This is a genomic window from Vibrio sp. 10N.286.52.F8, from assembly GCF_041468745.1.
GTDB classification, from domain to species: Bacteria; Pseudomonadota; Gammaproteobacteria; order Enterobacterales; family Vibrionaceae; genus Vibrio; species Vibrio crassostreae_C.
The window spans coordinates 20132-37006 of record NZ_JBFRJF010000042.1; the positions used below are offsets into that span (position 1 = coordinate 20132).

General features: G+C 44.2%; 15 protein-coding genes and 1 riboswitch. Of the genes, 14 read left to right on the forward strand and 1 reads right to left on the reverse strand.

What is annotated here, in order from left to right; translation table 11 throughout:
• The first annotated feature begins 374 nt into the window (after window positions 1–374).
• The 3 genes from AB4133_RS18840 (at window position 375) to AB4133_RS18850 (ending at window position 5296) form a co-directional block, all read left to right on the forward strand.
• Entirely contained in the window at window positions 375–1418 is a 1044-nt protein-coding gene (locus tag AB4133_RS18840; protein ID WP_017062429.1) for a GMP reductase, read from the forward strand.
• Window positions 1419–1747: 329 nt separating this feature from the next.
• The gene (locus AB4133_RS18845; RefSeq protein WP_372136855.1) at window positions 1748–2740 is read left to right on the forward strand and encodes an AAA family ATPase; all 993 of its coding nucleotides are present in this window, start codon (window positions 1748–1750) and stop codon (window positions 2738–2740) included.
• Window positions 2741–2746: 6 nt separating this feature from the next.
• On the forward strand, window positions 2747–5296 hold the full coding sequence (locus tag AB4133_RS18850) for a S8 family peptidase (protein ID WP_372136856.1): 2550 nt from the start codon (window positions 2747–2749) through the stop codon (window positions 5294–5296).
• A gap of 169 nt (window positions 5297–5465) precedes the next feature.
• Here the strand turns inward: AB4133_RS18850 and AB4133_RS18855 are convergent, their stop codons facing one another.
• Complete coding sequence (locus AB4133_RS18855; protein WP_372225348.1) at window positions 5466–6140, reverse strand: glutathione S-transferase family protein; 675 nt, start codon at window positions 6138–6140, stop codon at window positions 5466–5468.
• A 497-nt stretch (window positions 6141–6637) separates the two neighbouring features.
• Between AB4133_RS18855 and AB4133_RS18860 the strand changes: the two genes are divergently transcribed.
• From AB4133_RS18860 to thiM, 11 genes are all read left to right on the forward strand, one after another.
• Entirely contained in the window at window positions 6638–7735 is a 1098-nt protein-coding gene (locus tag AB4133_RS18860) for a YdcF family protein (protein ID WP_017061919.1), read from the forward strand.
• Window positions 7736–7842: 107 nt separating this feature from the next.
• Window positions 7843–8094, forward strand: coding sequence for a DUF2999 family protein (locus tag AB4133_RS18865; protein WP_004731647.1), 252 nt, complete (start codon window positions 7843–7845; stop codon window positions 8092–8094).
• A 418-nt stretch (window positions 8095–8512) separates the two neighbouring features.
• Window positions 8513–9541, forward strand: coding sequence for a DUF4382 domain-containing protein (locus AB4133_RS18870; RefSeq protein WP_136974469.1), 1029 nt, complete (start codon window positions 8513–8515; stop codon window positions 9539–9541).
• Between the two features lie 174 nt (window positions 9542–9715).
• On the forward strand, window positions 9716–10444 hold the full coding sequence (locus AB4133_RS18875; RefSeq protein WP_016793022.1) for an AraC family transcriptional regulator: 729 nt from the start codon (window positions 9716–9718) through the stop codon (window positions 10442–10444).
• An 85-nt stretch (window positions 10445–10529) separates the two neighbouring features.
• Entirely contained in the window at window positions 10530–11447 is a 918-nt protein-coding gene (locus AB4133_RS18880; RefSeq protein WP_102394458.1) for a DMT family transporter, read from the forward strand.
• A 98-nt stretch (window positions 11448–11545) separates the two neighbouring features.
• Window positions 11546–11657, forward strand: a riboswitch (TPP riboswitch).
• Window positions 11658–11753: 96 nt separating this feature from the next.
• Window positions 11754–12647, forward strand: a complete 894-nt coding sequence (thiD, locus tag AB4133_RS18885) for a bifunctional hydroxymethylpyrimidine kinase/phosphomethylpyrimidine kinase (RefSeq protein WP_372225352.1) — start codon at window positions 11754–11756, stop codon at window positions 12645–12647.
• Entirely contained in the window at window positions 12637–13401 is a 765-nt protein-coding gene (locus tag AB4133_RS18890; RefSeq protein WP_136974471.1) for an ABC transporter ATP-binding protein, read from the forward strand. The genes thiD and AB4133_RS18890 overlap by 11 nt, the downstream gene beginning before the upstream one ends.
• A gap of 46 nt (window positions 13402–13447) precedes the next feature.
• Window positions 13448–14239, forward strand: coding sequence for an ABC transporter permease (locus AB4133_RS18895; protein ID WP_240798937.1), 792 nt, complete (start codon window positions 13448–13450; stop codon window positions 14237–14239).
• 120 nt (window positions 14240–14359) lie between these two features.
• Entirely contained in the window at window positions 14360–15316 is a 957-nt protein-coding gene (locus tag AB4133_RS18900; protein WP_017067315.1) for an ABC transporter substrate-binding protein, read from the forward strand.
• An 8-nt stretch (window positions 15317–15324) separates the two neighbouring features.
• Window positions 15325–16005, forward strand: coding sequence for a thiaminase II (gene tenA / locus AB4133_RS18905; protein ID WP_017109110.1), 681 nt, complete (start codon window positions 15325–15327; stop codon window positions 16003–16005).
• A gap of 28 nt (window positions 16006–16033) precedes the next feature.
• Window positions 16034–16819 carry a hydroxyethylthiazole kinase gene (gene thiM / locus AB4133_RS18910; RefSeq protein WP_372116108.1) on the forward strand — a complete coding sequence of 262 codons (786 nt, stop codon included), beginning with the start codon at window positions 16034–16036 and terminating at the stop codon, window positions 16817–16819.
• Window positions 16820–16875: the final 56 nt, after the last annotated feature.

The following is a 16875-nucleotide window of genomic DNA, read 5'->3' on the forward strand; positions in this document are numbered from 1 at the left end:
TGTGATTTTTATGTGATTAAAGGGCACTTTTTTCACAAATTTGCCTTATCGAAGATTTTTTCGCCGAATTTGCAAGGGAAACGTTTGCGCAATAAACCGACAGCGTTTGCGTGAATATGTTGTTAAGTTATTAATTACTATGAATTTAGTAGGAAATGACGGGCGGGAAGCTTTTACCAGATATGGAATCTTTGAGAGGATAGCACAAAAAAAAATGAAATATCAGACTTGCTGTTAGTAAATCACAGCCTATAATGCTGAAAACCGGAGCGTCTGCCAACGCTCCGGTTTTTTTGTGTCCGAAACTCAGTAAAGCGTCTGCCAACGCTTACCGAAAACGCACGACACGTAATATGATTACAGGACAAATTATCATGCGTATCGAACAAGAACTTAAGTTAGGTTTCAAAGATGTACTCTTCCGTCCGAAGCGTTCTACCCTTAAAAGCCGTTCTCAAGTTGAATTAACCCGCGATTTTACATTCAAGCATAGCGGTCGTCAATGGTCTGGTACTCCAGTAATTGCAGCGAACATGGATTCGGTAGCAAGCTTTGAAATGGCAGCTGCTCTAGCAGAGCACGGTGTTATGACTGCAGTACACAAGCACTACACAGTAGAGCAGTGGGCTGAGTTCGCAAAAACAGCAGACAAGAAAACGCTGAACAACGTATTTGTTTCAACAGGTACTTCTGAAGCTGAGTTTGAGAAAACTAAGCAAATCATGGCGCTTAGCGACGAATTCGTATTTATCTGTATTGATATCGCTAACGGCTACTCAGAGCACCTAGTTGAGTATGTACAAAAAGTACGTGCTGAATTCCCGACTAAAGTTATCTCTGCTGGTAACGTTGTAACGGGTGACATGGTTGAAGAGCTAATCCTAGCTGGCGCAGACATCGTTAAGGTTGGTATCGGCCCTGGTTCTGTTTGTACTACACGTGTTAAAACAGGCGTAGGTTACCCTCAACTTTCTGCAATCATCGAGTGTGGCGACGCAGCACACGGCCTTGGCGGCATGATCATCGGTGACGGTGGCTGTTCATGTGCGGGTGACGTATCTAAAGCGTTCGGCGGCGGTGCTGACTTCGTAATGCTAGGCGGCATGCTAGCAGGTCACTCTGAGTCAGGCGGCGAAGTTGTAGAGCAAGACGGTAAGCAATTCATGAAGTTCTATGGAATGTCGTCACAGTCGGCTATGGACAAGCATTCAGGTGGTGTTGCTAAGTACCGTGCTGCGGAAGGTAAAACTGTTTTACTTCCGTTCCGTGGTTCAGTTCACAACACAATTTCTGACATCCTTGGTGGTGTACGTTCAACTTGTACATACGTAGGCGCAGCAAAGCTTAAAGAGCTAACTAAGCGTACGACTTTCATCCGTGTACAAGAGCAAGAGAACAACGTATTCGGTAAAGAGTAATCTGAACGAGTTCGAATAGTTTGAAAATCAAGAGCCGCTTTTTAGCGGCTCTTTTTGTTTTGGGACTTGCAAACCATTATTGCCCCAAAGTTGCTTAGACCTTTTACTCATTCGCATCCTGTTCAAGAGTTTTTTCTCTACTAAAAATTACCCGTTCTTCTAATGCTGTTCGTTTTGAATACCCGTGTTGTATCACGAGGGTAAATTCGACACAAATCAACGGTTATAAGAAACGTTCCTTAGCGTTTCTCGACGAGAGTAATAGCGGTAATTCCTCAAGTAAGTTATTATAATTAAGTTATCAACACTCTAAAAAAGAACATATTCCCATGGCAAGCTCCACTCAAATCAAAGCTTTAATGCAATCGCACATAGATCAAGACGACGATAGATTTCTATCTGTCGCGCTTCAGGTTGCGGCTCATGAAGCAAGAAATGGCCATGGTAAACTTGCTCAAGAATTAAAAGTTCTTATTGAAAAAGCTAAGAAAAATACATCTAAAAACCTACCTGTATCAATAGCGAGTGGTGTAAAAGATTCAACTGGTTTACTTACAACTAGTTATCCCCAACTTCGATTCTCTGATCTTATTGTTACATCTGAAATCAAAGATAGACTGATGCGATTAGTTAAAGAACAAAAGCACCTAACAGTTTTGAAGAATCATGGCTTGTCTCCAAGAAGGAAAATGTTGCTTGCAGGTATGCCAGGGACTGGAAAAACTTATACAGCCTCAATATTAGCTGGAGAGTTAGATTTCCCTCTTTTTGAAGTACGTTTGGATGCTGTGATAACAAAATATCTAGGTGAATCATCAGCTAAGTTACGACAGATTTTTGATACTATAAGAGAAGTACGTGGAGTATATTTCTTCGACGAATTTGATGCATTAGGCACTACTAGAAGCTCTAATAATGACGTGGGGGAAGCTCGTCGTATACTCAACAGCTTTCTTCAAATGATTGAGCAAGACGATTCTAATAGCGTTATTATCTGTGCAACAAACCACATTGAATCTTTAGACTATGCGCTGTTTAGGCGCTTCGATGACGTAATTCGATACGAACTACCTACGGATGATGAAATAATCCAGTTGTTCAAATCGCGTCTTCTTAACTACGTAGCGAAAAACTTCTCTTGGAAAAAGCTACCAGAAATTTCTCAAGGCTTGAGTAATGCTGAGATTACTCTAGCGTCGAACGACGCAATAAAAGAAATGCTAATTCATGATCTAGACTCGATTACAATATCTATGCTCACAAGAGCAATCCAAGATAGACAAAACATAAACCGGCACCTATTAGGCAAACAGGGATTTTAACGCTAAATGGCAACAAACACTTATAATAAGCCTCATTTTTTCTTACCTTCGTCAGCAATTGCTCATAACTTTACTTCACCTAGGACTGGTGGCGGTGGTGCATCAACCGTTCCTCAACTCGATAGAGCTAGACAGTCTCAGAAACTTCGCGGTGACTTAGCAAGCGTAGCAAGTCGTCTCGATAGTCTAAAAGAAACCACATCTGATATCAGTTTAGATACAGGTATTGGTATACAAGTTGAATTCGTCAGCCATCCCGATGTAGACATGGCCGTGACTAGTCTAGCAAACGCTCCACAAGGTATTGAGCTTCACAACGTCAAAACTATTCAAGATGAAGGGCAAAAAACATTAGTTGCTACAGCTTACGTCCCAGATGGCAAGCTAGATTTCTACGAAAAAAAGTTAGAGGCATATGTAAACCGAAAAACAAATCGCAATGGTGCTCCGAATGATCATCAGAAGTTGATTGACTCAATAATGTCTATTAGCCCAATAACTTTTTCTTCAATGTGGTCAGACGATTTAGAGCTACTACCAGAAGATAAAGAGCAGCAAGTTTGGTGGGAGTTTTGGATTTCAACTCCTAAAAAAGCTCGTGATACAGAACAAGTATATCGTTCTATCATCTCAGATTTTCGTAAGTTAGCCGCAAAAGCAAATTTGGAAGTATCGGAAGATACCTTAAGGTTCCCTGAACACACAATCATTCAACTAAAAGCTAGTCAGAGTCAGCTTGAAGAAAATCTAGCTTTATTGACTCGCGTATCTGAAATCCGTTTTCCTCAGGTAACGGCTGAGTTTTTTGATTCGATGAACAGTACAGAGCAGGTAGAATGGACAGAAGATGCCCTATCACGTTTAGAACAGCCTAGTGAACCTGGTGATTCTGATTCACCATACATTTGTATCATTGATACAGGTGTAAACGTACAACACCCGCTATTAGCCCCTTTTTCTACTGTAAGTGACCAACTCACTATCATGGAAGATAACGATCCAACAGATCAAAACGGTCATGGTACTAGTATGGCTGGTTTAGCTATGTGGGGAGATCTTACTAAAGTTCTTGAATCGACTGATAACCATGTGGTGCAGCATAGACTTGAATCTGTTAAAACGCTTAATCGAAATGGTGATAATGCAGGGAAATCACTTGGGTTAGTGACTTCAAATGCTATCTCCACTGTTGAGTTAAACAACTTCGAGAGATCCAGAACATTTTCTATGTCTTTGTCTTCAGGGAAAGGAACTAATCGTGGACGTCCCTCTTCTTGGTCAAGTGCTCTAGATTCACTTTCTGTAGACTACCTTGGCGAAGGACTTACCCCTCGATTATTCACGATCTGTGCAGGTAATGCCGCTATTGAATCTGTTATGGATTATCCGGATTATAACTATAGACAGGAAATTCATGACCCAGCTCAAGCGTGGAATGCCATTACTGTTGGCGCATATACTGAAAAGAACACACTGACAGAGTCGAGTGGGTACTCGCCATTAGCTGATAAGGGGGGCATATCTCCATATAGCACGACGTCATTAGAGTGGGACCGACGAAATTCACCTATCAAACCTGAGATCGTATTTGAAGGCGGTAATGTTGGTCGCGATGAGTTAGGTTGTGCTGGCCTTCAAGATCTTCAATTGCTGACAACATACAAAGACTTCACGCAAAGGCACTTCCAGTGTACAAATGCTACTAGTTCAGCGACAGCGCTGGCAGCAAGATTTTCCGCTCAGATACAATCTCAATATAAGAACTTATGGCCTGAAACAGTCAGAGCTTTGATGGTTCATTCTGCAGATTGGACTGATAAAATGTATTCTCTCATTGGGGCCACGAGAACAGACCGTTCGATTACTAAAGCAAACATGGCTAAGTTAATTCGAAAGGTAGGTTTTGGTGTTCCTAATCTGACTAGAGCATTAAACAGTGCAAGTAACTCATTATCTTTAGTCGTAGAGGATGAATTACAACCTTATGTTAAGCCGACAGGAGCGCAACCAAAAACTAAGGACATGCATTTGCATGATTTGCCTTGGCCTATTGAAGAACTTCAAAAAATTGGAGAGGCAGACGTTGAGCTAACAATTACTTTGTCCTATTTTATAGAGCCTAACCCAACAAGTAAGAATGTATTAAGCAAGTATAGTTATGCTAGCCATCAACTAAGGTTCGATGTTAAGCATCAAGATGAGTCAGATTCTGAATTTATGAGACGCATAAACGCAGCGGCTGACGGTGAGAGGCCTGATTCTCACAATGATTCGAATTGGATGCTAGGCGTCAGTCAGCGACACAGAGGCTCAATACACAAAGATATCTGGCGTGGTAGTGCCGCGGATTTGGCTGCTCGAGGGAAAATTGCAATCTATCCAGCCAGTGGTTGGTGGAAAACGAGGAACTCTCAACAGAGAACAGACTCAAAAGCTAGATACTCGTTATTAGTTTCACTTAATGTTCCAAATGTAGATGTTGATATTTACAGCGAAGTTGAACAAAGGATAGAGAGTACAATTGTGGCTCCAGTTCTCGTAGAGGCTAGTGTCTAGTTGATCTAAGAGCCACTTATTATGGAGTGGATAATTACGAATATTGAACTTTCGCATCAATCCACAAAAAGTATCAACTTGTTATTTTTCAACATAAAGAGCCGCTTTTTAGCGGCTCTTTATGTTTAATTCTAGCTATTACTCAGTAGAGCGTTAACTTTCAATTTTTCTACTTCGCATAATTCGAAGGAAACAGTGCTCGTTTTGCTTCTTCATCACGTTCGGTTTTAAATTCAATGCCTTTGCCGGTTTCGCGAGCGCGCAGTGCAGCAGGGCGGGCGTTGATTGCGTTAAACCAGCGCTTCAAGTTCGGGTAAGGTGATAAGCCTTCTTCACCAAGCACGACTGGTGCTTTGTCAATCCAACCCCATGCAGCGACATCGACAATGGTGTACTCATTTCCTACGATAAATTCACGACCTTCCATATGCTTCTCTAACACTTCGTAGTGACGTTGTGCTTCACGTAGGTATCGGTTCACAGCGTAGTCTAAGCCTGCTGGTGCAGCATGGCGGAAGTGTACCGATTGGCCTGAATATGGACCAAGGCCACTCGCGATAAACATCATCCAAGAGAGTAGTTCAGCTCTGTCTTCTGGCTGACCGCCAAGCTTGCCTGTTTTCTCTGAGAGATACAGAAGGATAGCGTTAGAGTCGAATACACGTTGTCCTTCATCTTCAATCGCAGGCGTTTTGCCATTTGGATTGATTAAACGATATTCCGGTGAATGCTGCTCACCCTTTAAGGTATCGACAGGAACAAGTTCAAAATCTAGGCCTGTCTCTTCCAAAAACAGAGCGATCTTCATTGGGTTTGGTGTTTGGTGAAAATAGAACTTAAGCATGGGGTAACTCCTTGTATTGGTCATTTATTAAAGCACCACTTGAACGATCGTTCAATGGTTGATTTTGAATTATTTGAAGATCTTCTGACTCGCATTCCAACTCTATGTGTTGAAGACCTCGTTATTTGAGCGAGGGGTAAAATCGCGCGATTCAGTGTGTTGGATTTTAAGTTGTTGAAAAAATGAGCTTAAAGTGGTTTTTTTGATTCGTTGCTTTATGCGGAGTTCGGATTTGTGATGGGTGGTTTTTGGCGGGATAGGGCGTATGAAATCCGCAGTCAGATATTCCAACAAAAACGTTGAGCACTGGTTCAAACCAGAATTATCTGGATGCACAGGCTTATTGGTAAGTTCAAAATCGTGATCTGCTGCCACACCTTATGCAGCAAATGAATATAAACGTTAGAGATTAAGGTGTGCTTCACGGTTTTTTAATCTTAGGGACTTACATTGGTGAGCAAATCTGATGTGAACACTTAACGACACAGGATCTTTTCATGAAAAAGAACATTATCGCCCTCGCTCTTGGTGGCATGCTGGCTTTTGGCGCAACACCTTATTCTTTTGCTGCTAACGACGGCGCAGTACAGGCTTCTGCGGATTACGCGCAGTTGGTGACTAAGCGACAAGTTGTCGACCAATTACTTCTTGATGCGTTGCAGGCGTTTAAGTCTCCGGCAAGAATTTCTCACGCGGGCTTTACGGCTAAAATGCCAAGCAACATGGAAATTGTGACTAACCGATTGTTAGAAGCTTACCAACTAGAACCTTACCGTACTGATTTGCTTATCTCGGCAGCGAACGCTCAGATCTACAACAAGAATGCAGAGCGCGCTATTGAGCTGTTTGAGCAAGCGCTGACGGTTGCACCAGACGATGTTGATCTTCATGCTTACCTTGCGGTTTGGCAGCGATTTGAAGGCAATGAAAGTGAATCCAATAAGCACATGGAGAAACTGGAAAGCCTGAACAAAGGTAAAGCAGAAGACATCAAACGCATTTTTGCTACGGTCGACCGCGTGTTAGAAACACCGTTGAAAGAGTCTGCGGATAAAGGCTTGCTTGATCATCATGGCGCGATTGTCACTTTGGGCTATGCGCTTAATCCAGACGGCTCTATGCATCAAATTTTGATTGAGCGTCTTGAGACAACATTGGCGATGGCTAAGGCGAACTCAGATGCGATGATCGTGTTAACGGGTGGCGTGCCCAAGAACCACAAGACTGAAGGTAAGTTAATGGCGGATTGGCTTATCGAGAAAGGGGTAAGCAAAGATCGCATCATCGAAGAGAATTACGCGACCAGCACGGTAGGCAATGCCTTATTCAGTAGCTACGCACTTGCTCGCCATGATATTAAGCACGCGACCATTATTAGCTCGGCAAGCCATGTTCGTCGTGGTCAAACTCTGTTTGAAATCGCTAGCTGGCAAACCGGCCCTCAGGGCATTACTTTTGATACGGTTTCTTACCCAGACAAGCCACTCGCAGATCTTAAGAAGGCGAGTGATGGTGAGCTACTAGGTATCTACCGAGATGCGCTTAGAACCTATGGTATGTGGAGCTACCGCTCTTACCCATTAGAGTCTCGCTAGGCTTAGGGTTACTTCACAGTAGGCAAAGTATAAGTTGCTAGTACAATCGAGCACAGCTAGATGGTATGCTGTGCTCCTACTTAATTTAGTGTTTCAAAGGCAAAAAAATGAACCCGATTTTAGCAATGTTGAAAGAGAACAATATTAGCGACGAGCAGATCAGCGAGCTATTCAAGACGTTGACCGAGAACCCTCTTGCAGCAATGGCGACGATCAGCCAACTTGGCTTACCACAAGATAAACTTCAAATGCTGATGGGCCAGGTAATGCAAAACCCTGCGCTAATCAAAGAAGCCGTTGAAGAGCTTGGCCTAGATTTCTCTAAGGTTGAAGCGGCTAAAGAACAACTTCAAAAATAAGCGAATTTGAATGAGCTAAGATCGAATTAGCTTAATCAAAATTCAATGAAAAGGTCGTTTAAGTTCAGCAACAGGCTGTCTTAACGGCCTTTTTTGATCTTGGTGGCGATTATTCACTTTGATCAAGTTGCTTTCAATCCCTGCTTCCCATTTTCTACTCAACGACTATTTCAACACAATTGACAGCACTTTTGCCAAACATGCGTTGCTACTGACAATTTACTTACTAGACTTAATTAACCTATGTGCGACTTGATATGTGCACCTTGATGAACAGTGTTTTTTGGATGAGGAATGCCCTGAATAGTAGGGATCATCAAACAATAGCGCTGTTTATTTATGGGTCACAACAAGAAAAAGAATAAGAGGGCACTCAAATAAGCCCTTTATTGAGCAGTGATTTTATAGGAAATGAGTTATGAAATATTTAAAGGAAACGGCTTTAGCTAGCCTTGTGTTGGCCGGGCTTGTTGGTTGTGGCGGAGACTCAGGATCATCAAGCAGTACGACACCCATTACCTTGAGTGTGAGTGATGCGCCCGTCGATGATGTTAAAGATGTGACGGTGACATTCAGCAAGGTAGCTTTACTTCCGATTCAGGGAGGTACAACGCTAGTGTATGACGTGTATAAAACGGACGAAAACGGTGATTACGTTGATGAAAATGGCGACCCGTTGCCAGACGGTGAAGATCCTATTCCATTAAGTGTCAATTTATTGGATTACCAAGGAAGCGATGCACTTCCTTTGATTGAAAACGAGGTAGTTCCAGTAGGTAGCTATAAACTATGTGTGTTTGCGAATGATGGCGATCACCCGACACATCCATCTTATGTTGTAGAAAACGATGACTCGATTCGTGAGTTAACGGTGAAAGGTAATGGCGCGTGCCCGCAAGGTGTTGGTAAAGAAGATAACGCTGGCGTGCTTTACTTTAATGATTCATTTAATGTGAACCAACAGAGTAACGATTTTGTTGTCGAGTTCGATCTTCGACGTGGCCTAAAGAACAGTTCGACTTTCCCTGATTACACTATTCAAAGAACGTCTGTAAGCCTTATCAATACGGTTGAGACAGGAAACATTGAAGGTACTGTTTCGAGTACCACTTTTGAAGCTTGTAACCCTACAAATGATAATACTTATGTTCAGTCGGTGTACTTGTATGAAGGTAATGTCGACAAAGCTGACATGGCGCCTATTGGCGGTTCCGATGAGGTGAAGCCGATTACTTCAGCATCAGTGGCAATGAATGAAGCACAGACTAACTATGAGTTCTCTCTGGGATTTATTGATCCAGGTACTTACTCATTGGGTTATACCTGTACCGCGCAACACGACAGTGATGAAGACAATGCTGATCCGGTTGCTGATGGTTTTGACATTTATGAAGTTCAAAATAGTGTTCAGGTAGTGGTTGGTCAGGATAACCAAGTATCGTTTTAAATCTTTGACGTGATTAAGCATTCGAATAAAAACGGCCTCTCATTTAGAGGCCGTTTTTGATCATGTCACCTAGTTAGCATGAATTTGATGATCATTGAGTGTGACTCTAGGGAAGTGATAATGTAACTTTGTATCTCTTACTTTAACCTAGCGAAATGTACTCCGGCGTTGCTCATGAAATCTAGCTTAAGCATTCGATCTTACACCAAGCAATTTAATACCCATGCTCATGATGACCATCATCAACTGGTATTGCCGATCCAAGGCAGTATTAATATCGAAATGGTGGGGTATGTCGGTAAAGTGGCGGTGGGCGAATGTGTGGTGATTCCGGTAACCACAGCACATGCGTTTAAAGCGGACGAAGCAGCGCGGTTTATTGTCGCGGATATGGCTGTGTTGCCTCAGCATTTGTTAGAGCACGAGCTCTCGGTTTTCACGATAACGCCACCTTTGATGAGCTTCTTGTTGTTTGTTGAGAAGCAGCTGGAATATCAGGTCGATAGCGGTATTGAGTCATCCATCTTGGATGTGTTTTCACTGCTGTTAGAGCAACAACAAGTGAGCAAGAGCATCGACCCAAGAATCCGCGCTGTACAAAGGCTGATAGCGGATAATTACACACAACCATTATCCATTTCGCAACTTGCAGAAACGGCTTGTTTGAGCCCCACTCAATTCAAAAAACGCTTCAAAGAATGTCTGGGTATCAGTGCGCTTAAATACATCACTCGCTATCGTATGGAGAAAGCCCAAGCCTTGTTAACTCATACCGATTTACCGGTTCAATTGATTGCTGAAAATGTGGGCTATAGTGATGTGTCTGCTTTCAGTCGTCGCTTCTCTCAGCACTTTGGCATGTCTCCAAGGGCGTTTCTAGGCTCAATGAAAGACAGTCTTTAGAAACAACAATAGCGTCCTTTCGGCAAACTAACTTTTATCAATCTTCACTATTATCTATTTCAGAACTGAAAATTGGGTAATAGAAATGAATCTTGCCATCAATCGCGTTAACGAATTCCAAACGGGCACTTTAGCCATCTTGTTTGCTTCTATTTTATGGGGCACGACAGGCACCGCCGCAAGTTTTGCGCCTGATCTAAGCCCATTAGCGATTGGTGCTTTCTCTATGGGCGTCGGTGGCCTAATGCAAGCGGGATTGGCGTATCGAAAAATCCTATTCGCTTTCGACAAGCTTTTGCAGAACAAGAAGCTGTTGACGGTGAGCGCTTTGGCTTTAGCGATCTATCCTTTAGCTTTCTATTCTTCAATGAAATTATCTGGCGTGGCGATTGGTACAGTGGTTTCGATTGCTACCGCACCTTTCTTTTCTGCTCTGTTAGAGTGTCTTATTAGCAAAAAGAATAATATCAACAAACGTTGGCTCACTAGCTTTGCGATTGGTGTGGTGGGTATTGGGTTGTTGGTGTTTTCAGAATCTTCATCGACGAATGAATCCGGTGATGATCTCAAGCTGTTCGGTATTGCTTTAGGTTTGCTCGCTGGGTTGTGTTACGCCATTTATTCTTGGGCGACCAAAGCACTGATCGACAAAGGGATTAAGTCACAAGCGGCGATGGGCAGTATTTTTGGCCTGGGTGCGATGCTGTTGCTGCCAACGCTCTGGTTTACGGGGGAGAACCTGTTTTCCTCGCAGATTAACGTATTAGTCATCAGTTATCTGACGTTAATCCCACAATGCTTGGGCTATATCGCGTTCAGTTTTGGTTTACGCCACGTGACCGCGAGTAGCGCCAATCTGCTGACTCTGTTTGAACCAGTAGTTGCAGCGGTGCTTGCCGTCTGTGTTGTCGGTGAGCTGATTCCTTTTACAGGCTGGTTAGGTATGTCTCTGATTGTGTTGTGCTTGTTTATACAGTCGAAGCCATCTAAAGGAACGTTATAAGTATTTGTTTTGTTTTGCCTAATTGAAATTTTTTCATGTGTAATTCTTATAATTGAATAAAATCAGTATCTCAGTTGTGAGAGTGCTGTTACTATCGCTATCAATAGTCGGGGGGCATATACCTTATTTGGTGTTTGCTGAGATCGTTAATCGAGACCCGTTGAACCTGATTCAGTTAACACTGGCGTAGGGAACTATAAGCACTCGATCTGCGTCTGCACCCATGAAAACTTTCATGTGTTTATTGCGACTTCTCCTTCGATCGGTGTTCGTTCTCCTACGTCTTGTAAGATAGTAGGAGCGACAATGACACACAGTTCTAATTCAAAAGATTTAACGCTAAAAGCCTCAGTTTCGCAGCACTCTGCTGATGGTTCGATTCGAACAAACACTCCGATTGTATTGACGATCGCTGGTTCTGACAGTGGCGGCGGCGCAGGTATTCAAGCGGATATTAAAGCCATGTCTGCAACGGGTAGCTTCGCTTGTTCGGTGATTACTGCGATTACCTCTCAGAATACCCAAGGCGTATCAGCCATTTTTCCAATCCCACTTGAGCATGTTGCTAGCCAGTTAGATGCGGTGTTCACCGATCTGAATATCGTGGCGGTAAAAGTTGGTATGTTGGCGGATTCGCAAATCATCAAAGTCGTTGCAGACAAAATCAAACAATACCAACCAAAACACTTGGTAATTGACCCTGTAATGGTCGCGACAAGCGGCGACCTTCTTTTAGAAAACTCGGCGATCACCACGCTAAAACAAGAACTGATTCCGCTCGCAGACATCATTACGCCTAACTTGCCGGAAGGCGCAGCACTAACGGGCAAAGCTGTGCCTGAAAGCGAAGCCGAAATGCAGGATATGATTGAAGACCTGCGTGCACTAGGTGCTAAAGCCGTTCTTCTCAAAGGCGGTCATTTAGAGAAGGATGAGAACAGTAACGACTTACTGATTCTGCCAACCACGTCTGCTTTGATTAGTGCGAAGCGTTTTCCTACCAAAAACACCCACGGTACGGGTTGTACGCTTTCATCTGCTATTGCTTCTTTCTTAGCGCAAGGCAACACGCTGTCAGAGGCTGTTGAGCTAGGCAAACAATACATTTCGCGCGCGATTGCTCATGCTGATGAGTTGCAAGTCGGCCAAGGTCATGGGCCCGTAAATCACTTCTTCGCTGGGCACGGGAATGTCCGTTAATACGGTGGGTGTTCAGCTCAGCAATGCCTCTTTACGTTATAACGACAGTGAGCACGCAACCTTATCGGGATTGTCGCTTAGCTTAAACGCAGGTAAGTGGACGGTATTGCTAGGTCGAAGTGGCTGCGGGAAAACCACGGTATTGCGTTATCTGGCAGGCTTGTTGGACGACAAGGTGGAATGGCAGGGCACATTGGCAACGTCTGATGAATTGCCTTTAACGGATCGCATCGCTTACATGGCGCAGCAAGATTTGTTACTGCCATGGCTATCGGTTATCGACAACGTGTGTTTGAGCCATCGCTTTCAAAATTCCGCAGATAAGCATAAAAATATCGAGCATAAAAATCAGGCGTTAGAGCTACTGATTTCTGTTGGTCTGGCTGATTACGCGGATGCTATGCCGGATCAATTGTCTGGTGGTATGCGTCAGCGTGTTGCTTTGGCTCGAACCTTAATGCAAGACAAGCCAGTCGTGCTGATGGATGAGCCTTTCTCTGCGCTGGATGCGGTAACGAGACACAAGCTGCAAAGTTTAGCGTGTGAGCTGTTGAGAGATAAAACCGTTGTGTTGATCACCCATGACCCACAAGAAGCGGTGCGTTTGGCGGACAATTTGTATGTGTTGCAAGGCACACCGGCGAACGCTCAGTCTTTATCTGTGCCTCTCACTGCCACACCAAGAGTGTTAGATGGTGAATGTGCTGAGTTACAACAAGCGATCTTAGATCAGTTGGAGCGTGATTATGAATGATCTAACGCGAAGTGGATCTACTGATAGCTCCAAGATAGAAAACTCAATGGAAGAAAGTTCAACTAACCGACAGATCACGACTAAGCGCTCTCGCCAGATGAATCCCGTAATGCGTTTGCTTATCAGCAGTGCTGTGATTCTCGGTTTATGGCAGTTAGTTGTGGTTGTCTTCGAGATGCCGAGCTTCATTTTGCCAGCGCCTGCAGAAGTCTTTTTAAAGCTGATTGAACGTTACGATGTGTTACTCAAACACACATGGGTGACTGCGCAAGAGGTCCTACTTGGCTTGTTACTCGGATTGTCTATGGGGCTATTTTTCGCTCTGCAGATGTTGATGTTTGATCCGTTAAAACGTTGGTTATTGCCTATCTTAATTGCCAGCCAAGCTATCCCTGTATTTGCGATCGCGCCAGTATTGATGCTGTGGCTTGGTTATGGCATCGCCTCAAAAGTGGTGATGGCGGCGATCATTATCTTCTTCCCAGTAACCACTTGTTGTTACGACGGTCTGCGCAATACACCGACAGGCTATCTCGATCTTGCCAAAACGATGGGTGCATCGAAATGGCAACTGCTCCGCCATATCCAACTTCCTGCTGCACTGCCAACCTTAGCGTCTGGCATTCGTGTAGCGGTGGTGATTGCGCCAATTGGTGCCGTAGTCGGGGAATGGGTTGGTTCGAGTGAAGGGTTAGGTTACCTAATGCTGCAGGCCAACGCGCGCATGATCATTGATGAGATGTTTGCTGCCTTGTTCATCTTGGCGGTGCTGTCTATCTCGCTCTACTTCATCATAGACAAGTTACTCAAAAAAGCTATCCCTTGGGAGAACCAGTAATGGCTTGCTCAATAACACTTTGTTTAATAAGGCTTCGCTCAACGCTATTTATCTCAACAATAGCTCGTTAAAAATGAGCTCTATAAACACAATAATAATATTCAAAAGGAAAGGTTAACTATGAAAAATACCAAATTGGTAGGTGCAGTGGCACTGCTTGCTTCGTTAGTTTCAGGTCATGCTCTAGCGGACTCTGAACAAAAGAAACTGACATTGATGTTGGATTGGTTTGTAAACCCGAACCACGGCCCGATTGTGATTGCTCAAGAGCGTGGTTACTTTGCTGACCAAGGCTTAGAGGTTGAAATCCAAGAACCAGCAGACCCAAGCACGCCAGCAAAATTGGTCGCGGCAGGTAAGGTCGATTTAGCGGTAACTTACCAACCAAGTTTAACCATGGATGTGGCAGCGGGTCTTCCTTTAGTTCGTGCATCAACCCTTATCGCGACGCCACTGAACACACTAATGGTACTGGATAACGGCAAGAACGATTCGCTAGCGGATCTGAAAGGCAAGAAGATCGGTATTGCGATTGCGGGTAACGAAGAAGCGACTATCGGCACTATGTTAGCGCAAGAAAATGTTGCATTTACAGATGTGCAAACTATCAATGTCGGTTGGGCACTTTCATCTTCATTGGCATCGGGCAAGGTAGACGCAATCTGGGGTGGCTTACGGAACTTCGAAACCAACCAGTTAGCACTTGAAGGTTTTAAAGCGAAAGCATTCTTCCCTGAAGAGCACGGTGTGCCCGCTTACGACGAGCTTATCTTTGTTGCGAACGCAAAGCAGCACGATGATGAAGCGATCAAAGCGTTCAACAAAGCATTGGAACAAGCAACGACTTACATTGTGAACCACCCCCAAGAGTCATGGAGTGAGTTTGTGGCGTATTCACCAGATACGTTGAATAACGAGCTTAACCAACGCGCATGGAACGACACGCTGACTCGTTTTGCACTTCGTCCTTCTGCTGTAGATATGAAGCGTTACGACGATTACGCACAGTTCATGTTTGACAAAGGCATTATCAAATCACTACCGAAAGCCGCTGACTACGTACCGACTTTTGACTAAGGAATCTCATGAAATACCAAGACTTAATCCAAGCCTGTCAACAAGATTGGCAAGACTACACCGAGCATGATTTTGTTAAAACGCTGGCAAACGGCACACTCGCTCAGCCGTGTTTTCTGCATTACTTGAAGCAAGATTTTCTGTTTTTAAAGCAGTATGCCCGCGCTTATGCATTGGCAATTTACAAGGCTAAAACCTTGGCTGATATGCGTCGTGCACTGCCAAGTGTTCATGCGTTGCTAGATTCTGAAATCTCTCACCATGTGACTTACTGTGGTCAGTGGGGTTTAACCGAATCGGATTTAGAAAACGAACCTGAAGATTTCGGCACTGTTGCCTACACGCGCTACGTTCTAGATGCGGGTATGACGGGTGATCTTGTCGACTTATATGCGGCACTGGCTCCGTGTTCAATCGGTTATGCCGTGATTGGTAAAGCGCTGTTAGAAAGCAGTGATACTGTTTTGGAAGGCAACCCATACGCAAGCTGGCTGCAGCTTTACGGCGGAGAAGAGTTCCAATCTGGCGTGGCAACGGGTGCTGAGTATTTCAATCAGCTACTGGCTGAAATTGATATTAACAGCGAACGCGGTCAGAACATCGTTCATATCTTCAAAACGGCAACACGTATGGAAGTGGCTTTCTGGCAGCAAGGTCTGAATGCACTTAATGACTCAACCGCGGCTTAAAGCGACTTTCACGAATAAGGATTTATCCATGCTAACTGAACAAATCATCCAATCGCTGCGCGCAGTACGAGAGCAAAAACCACTGGTTGTGAACATCACTAACTATGTAGTGATGAACAACACGGCCAACGCGTTATTGGCGATTGGCGCTTCGCCTATCATGGCGCACTCACAACAAGAACTGGCTGAGATGATGTCATTCTCTGGCGCGCTTGTGATTAACATTGGCACATTAGACAGTGTTTGGACGCCAAGAATGCGCTTCGCGGTCGAACAAGCTAACGCGAACAATAAGGTTGTGGTTCTTGACCCTGTGGGTTGCGGTGCAAGTACGCTGCGTACTGAGACTTCTCGTGAAATTGCACGTTTAGCCGATAAGCTAATCATTCGTGGTAATGCGTCTGAGATTATCGCGCTAGCGGGTGAGCAAGCGCAGAGCAAAGGCGTTGATGCGCTTGATAGCAGTGATGCTGCGTTAGGTGCTGCACAGTGCTTAGTGGCTGAATACGGTGCAAATGTGGTGATATCTGGTGAGACAGATTACGTTGTCACCAAAGACAGCGTGGTGACGTTAAACAATGGACACCAAATGATGCCGTATGTGACGGGTATGGGGTGTACTTTAACTGCATTGACGGGTGCTTTCGCGGCTGTTGGTGATGATAGTGGTTTAGCTGCAGCAGCGGTATTAGGCGTGGTTGGTGAAATCGCGGCTGAAAACTCTCGCGGCCCAGGTAGCTTGCAAATTAACTTGCTTGATGAGTTGTATCAGTTAGACGAAGAGACTCTGATTCAACGCTTGAAGATTCAGTAGGGCTAATCTAACTCTAAGCCACAAGTTAGAGTTAGATTTGTCTCGTCCTAAAATAC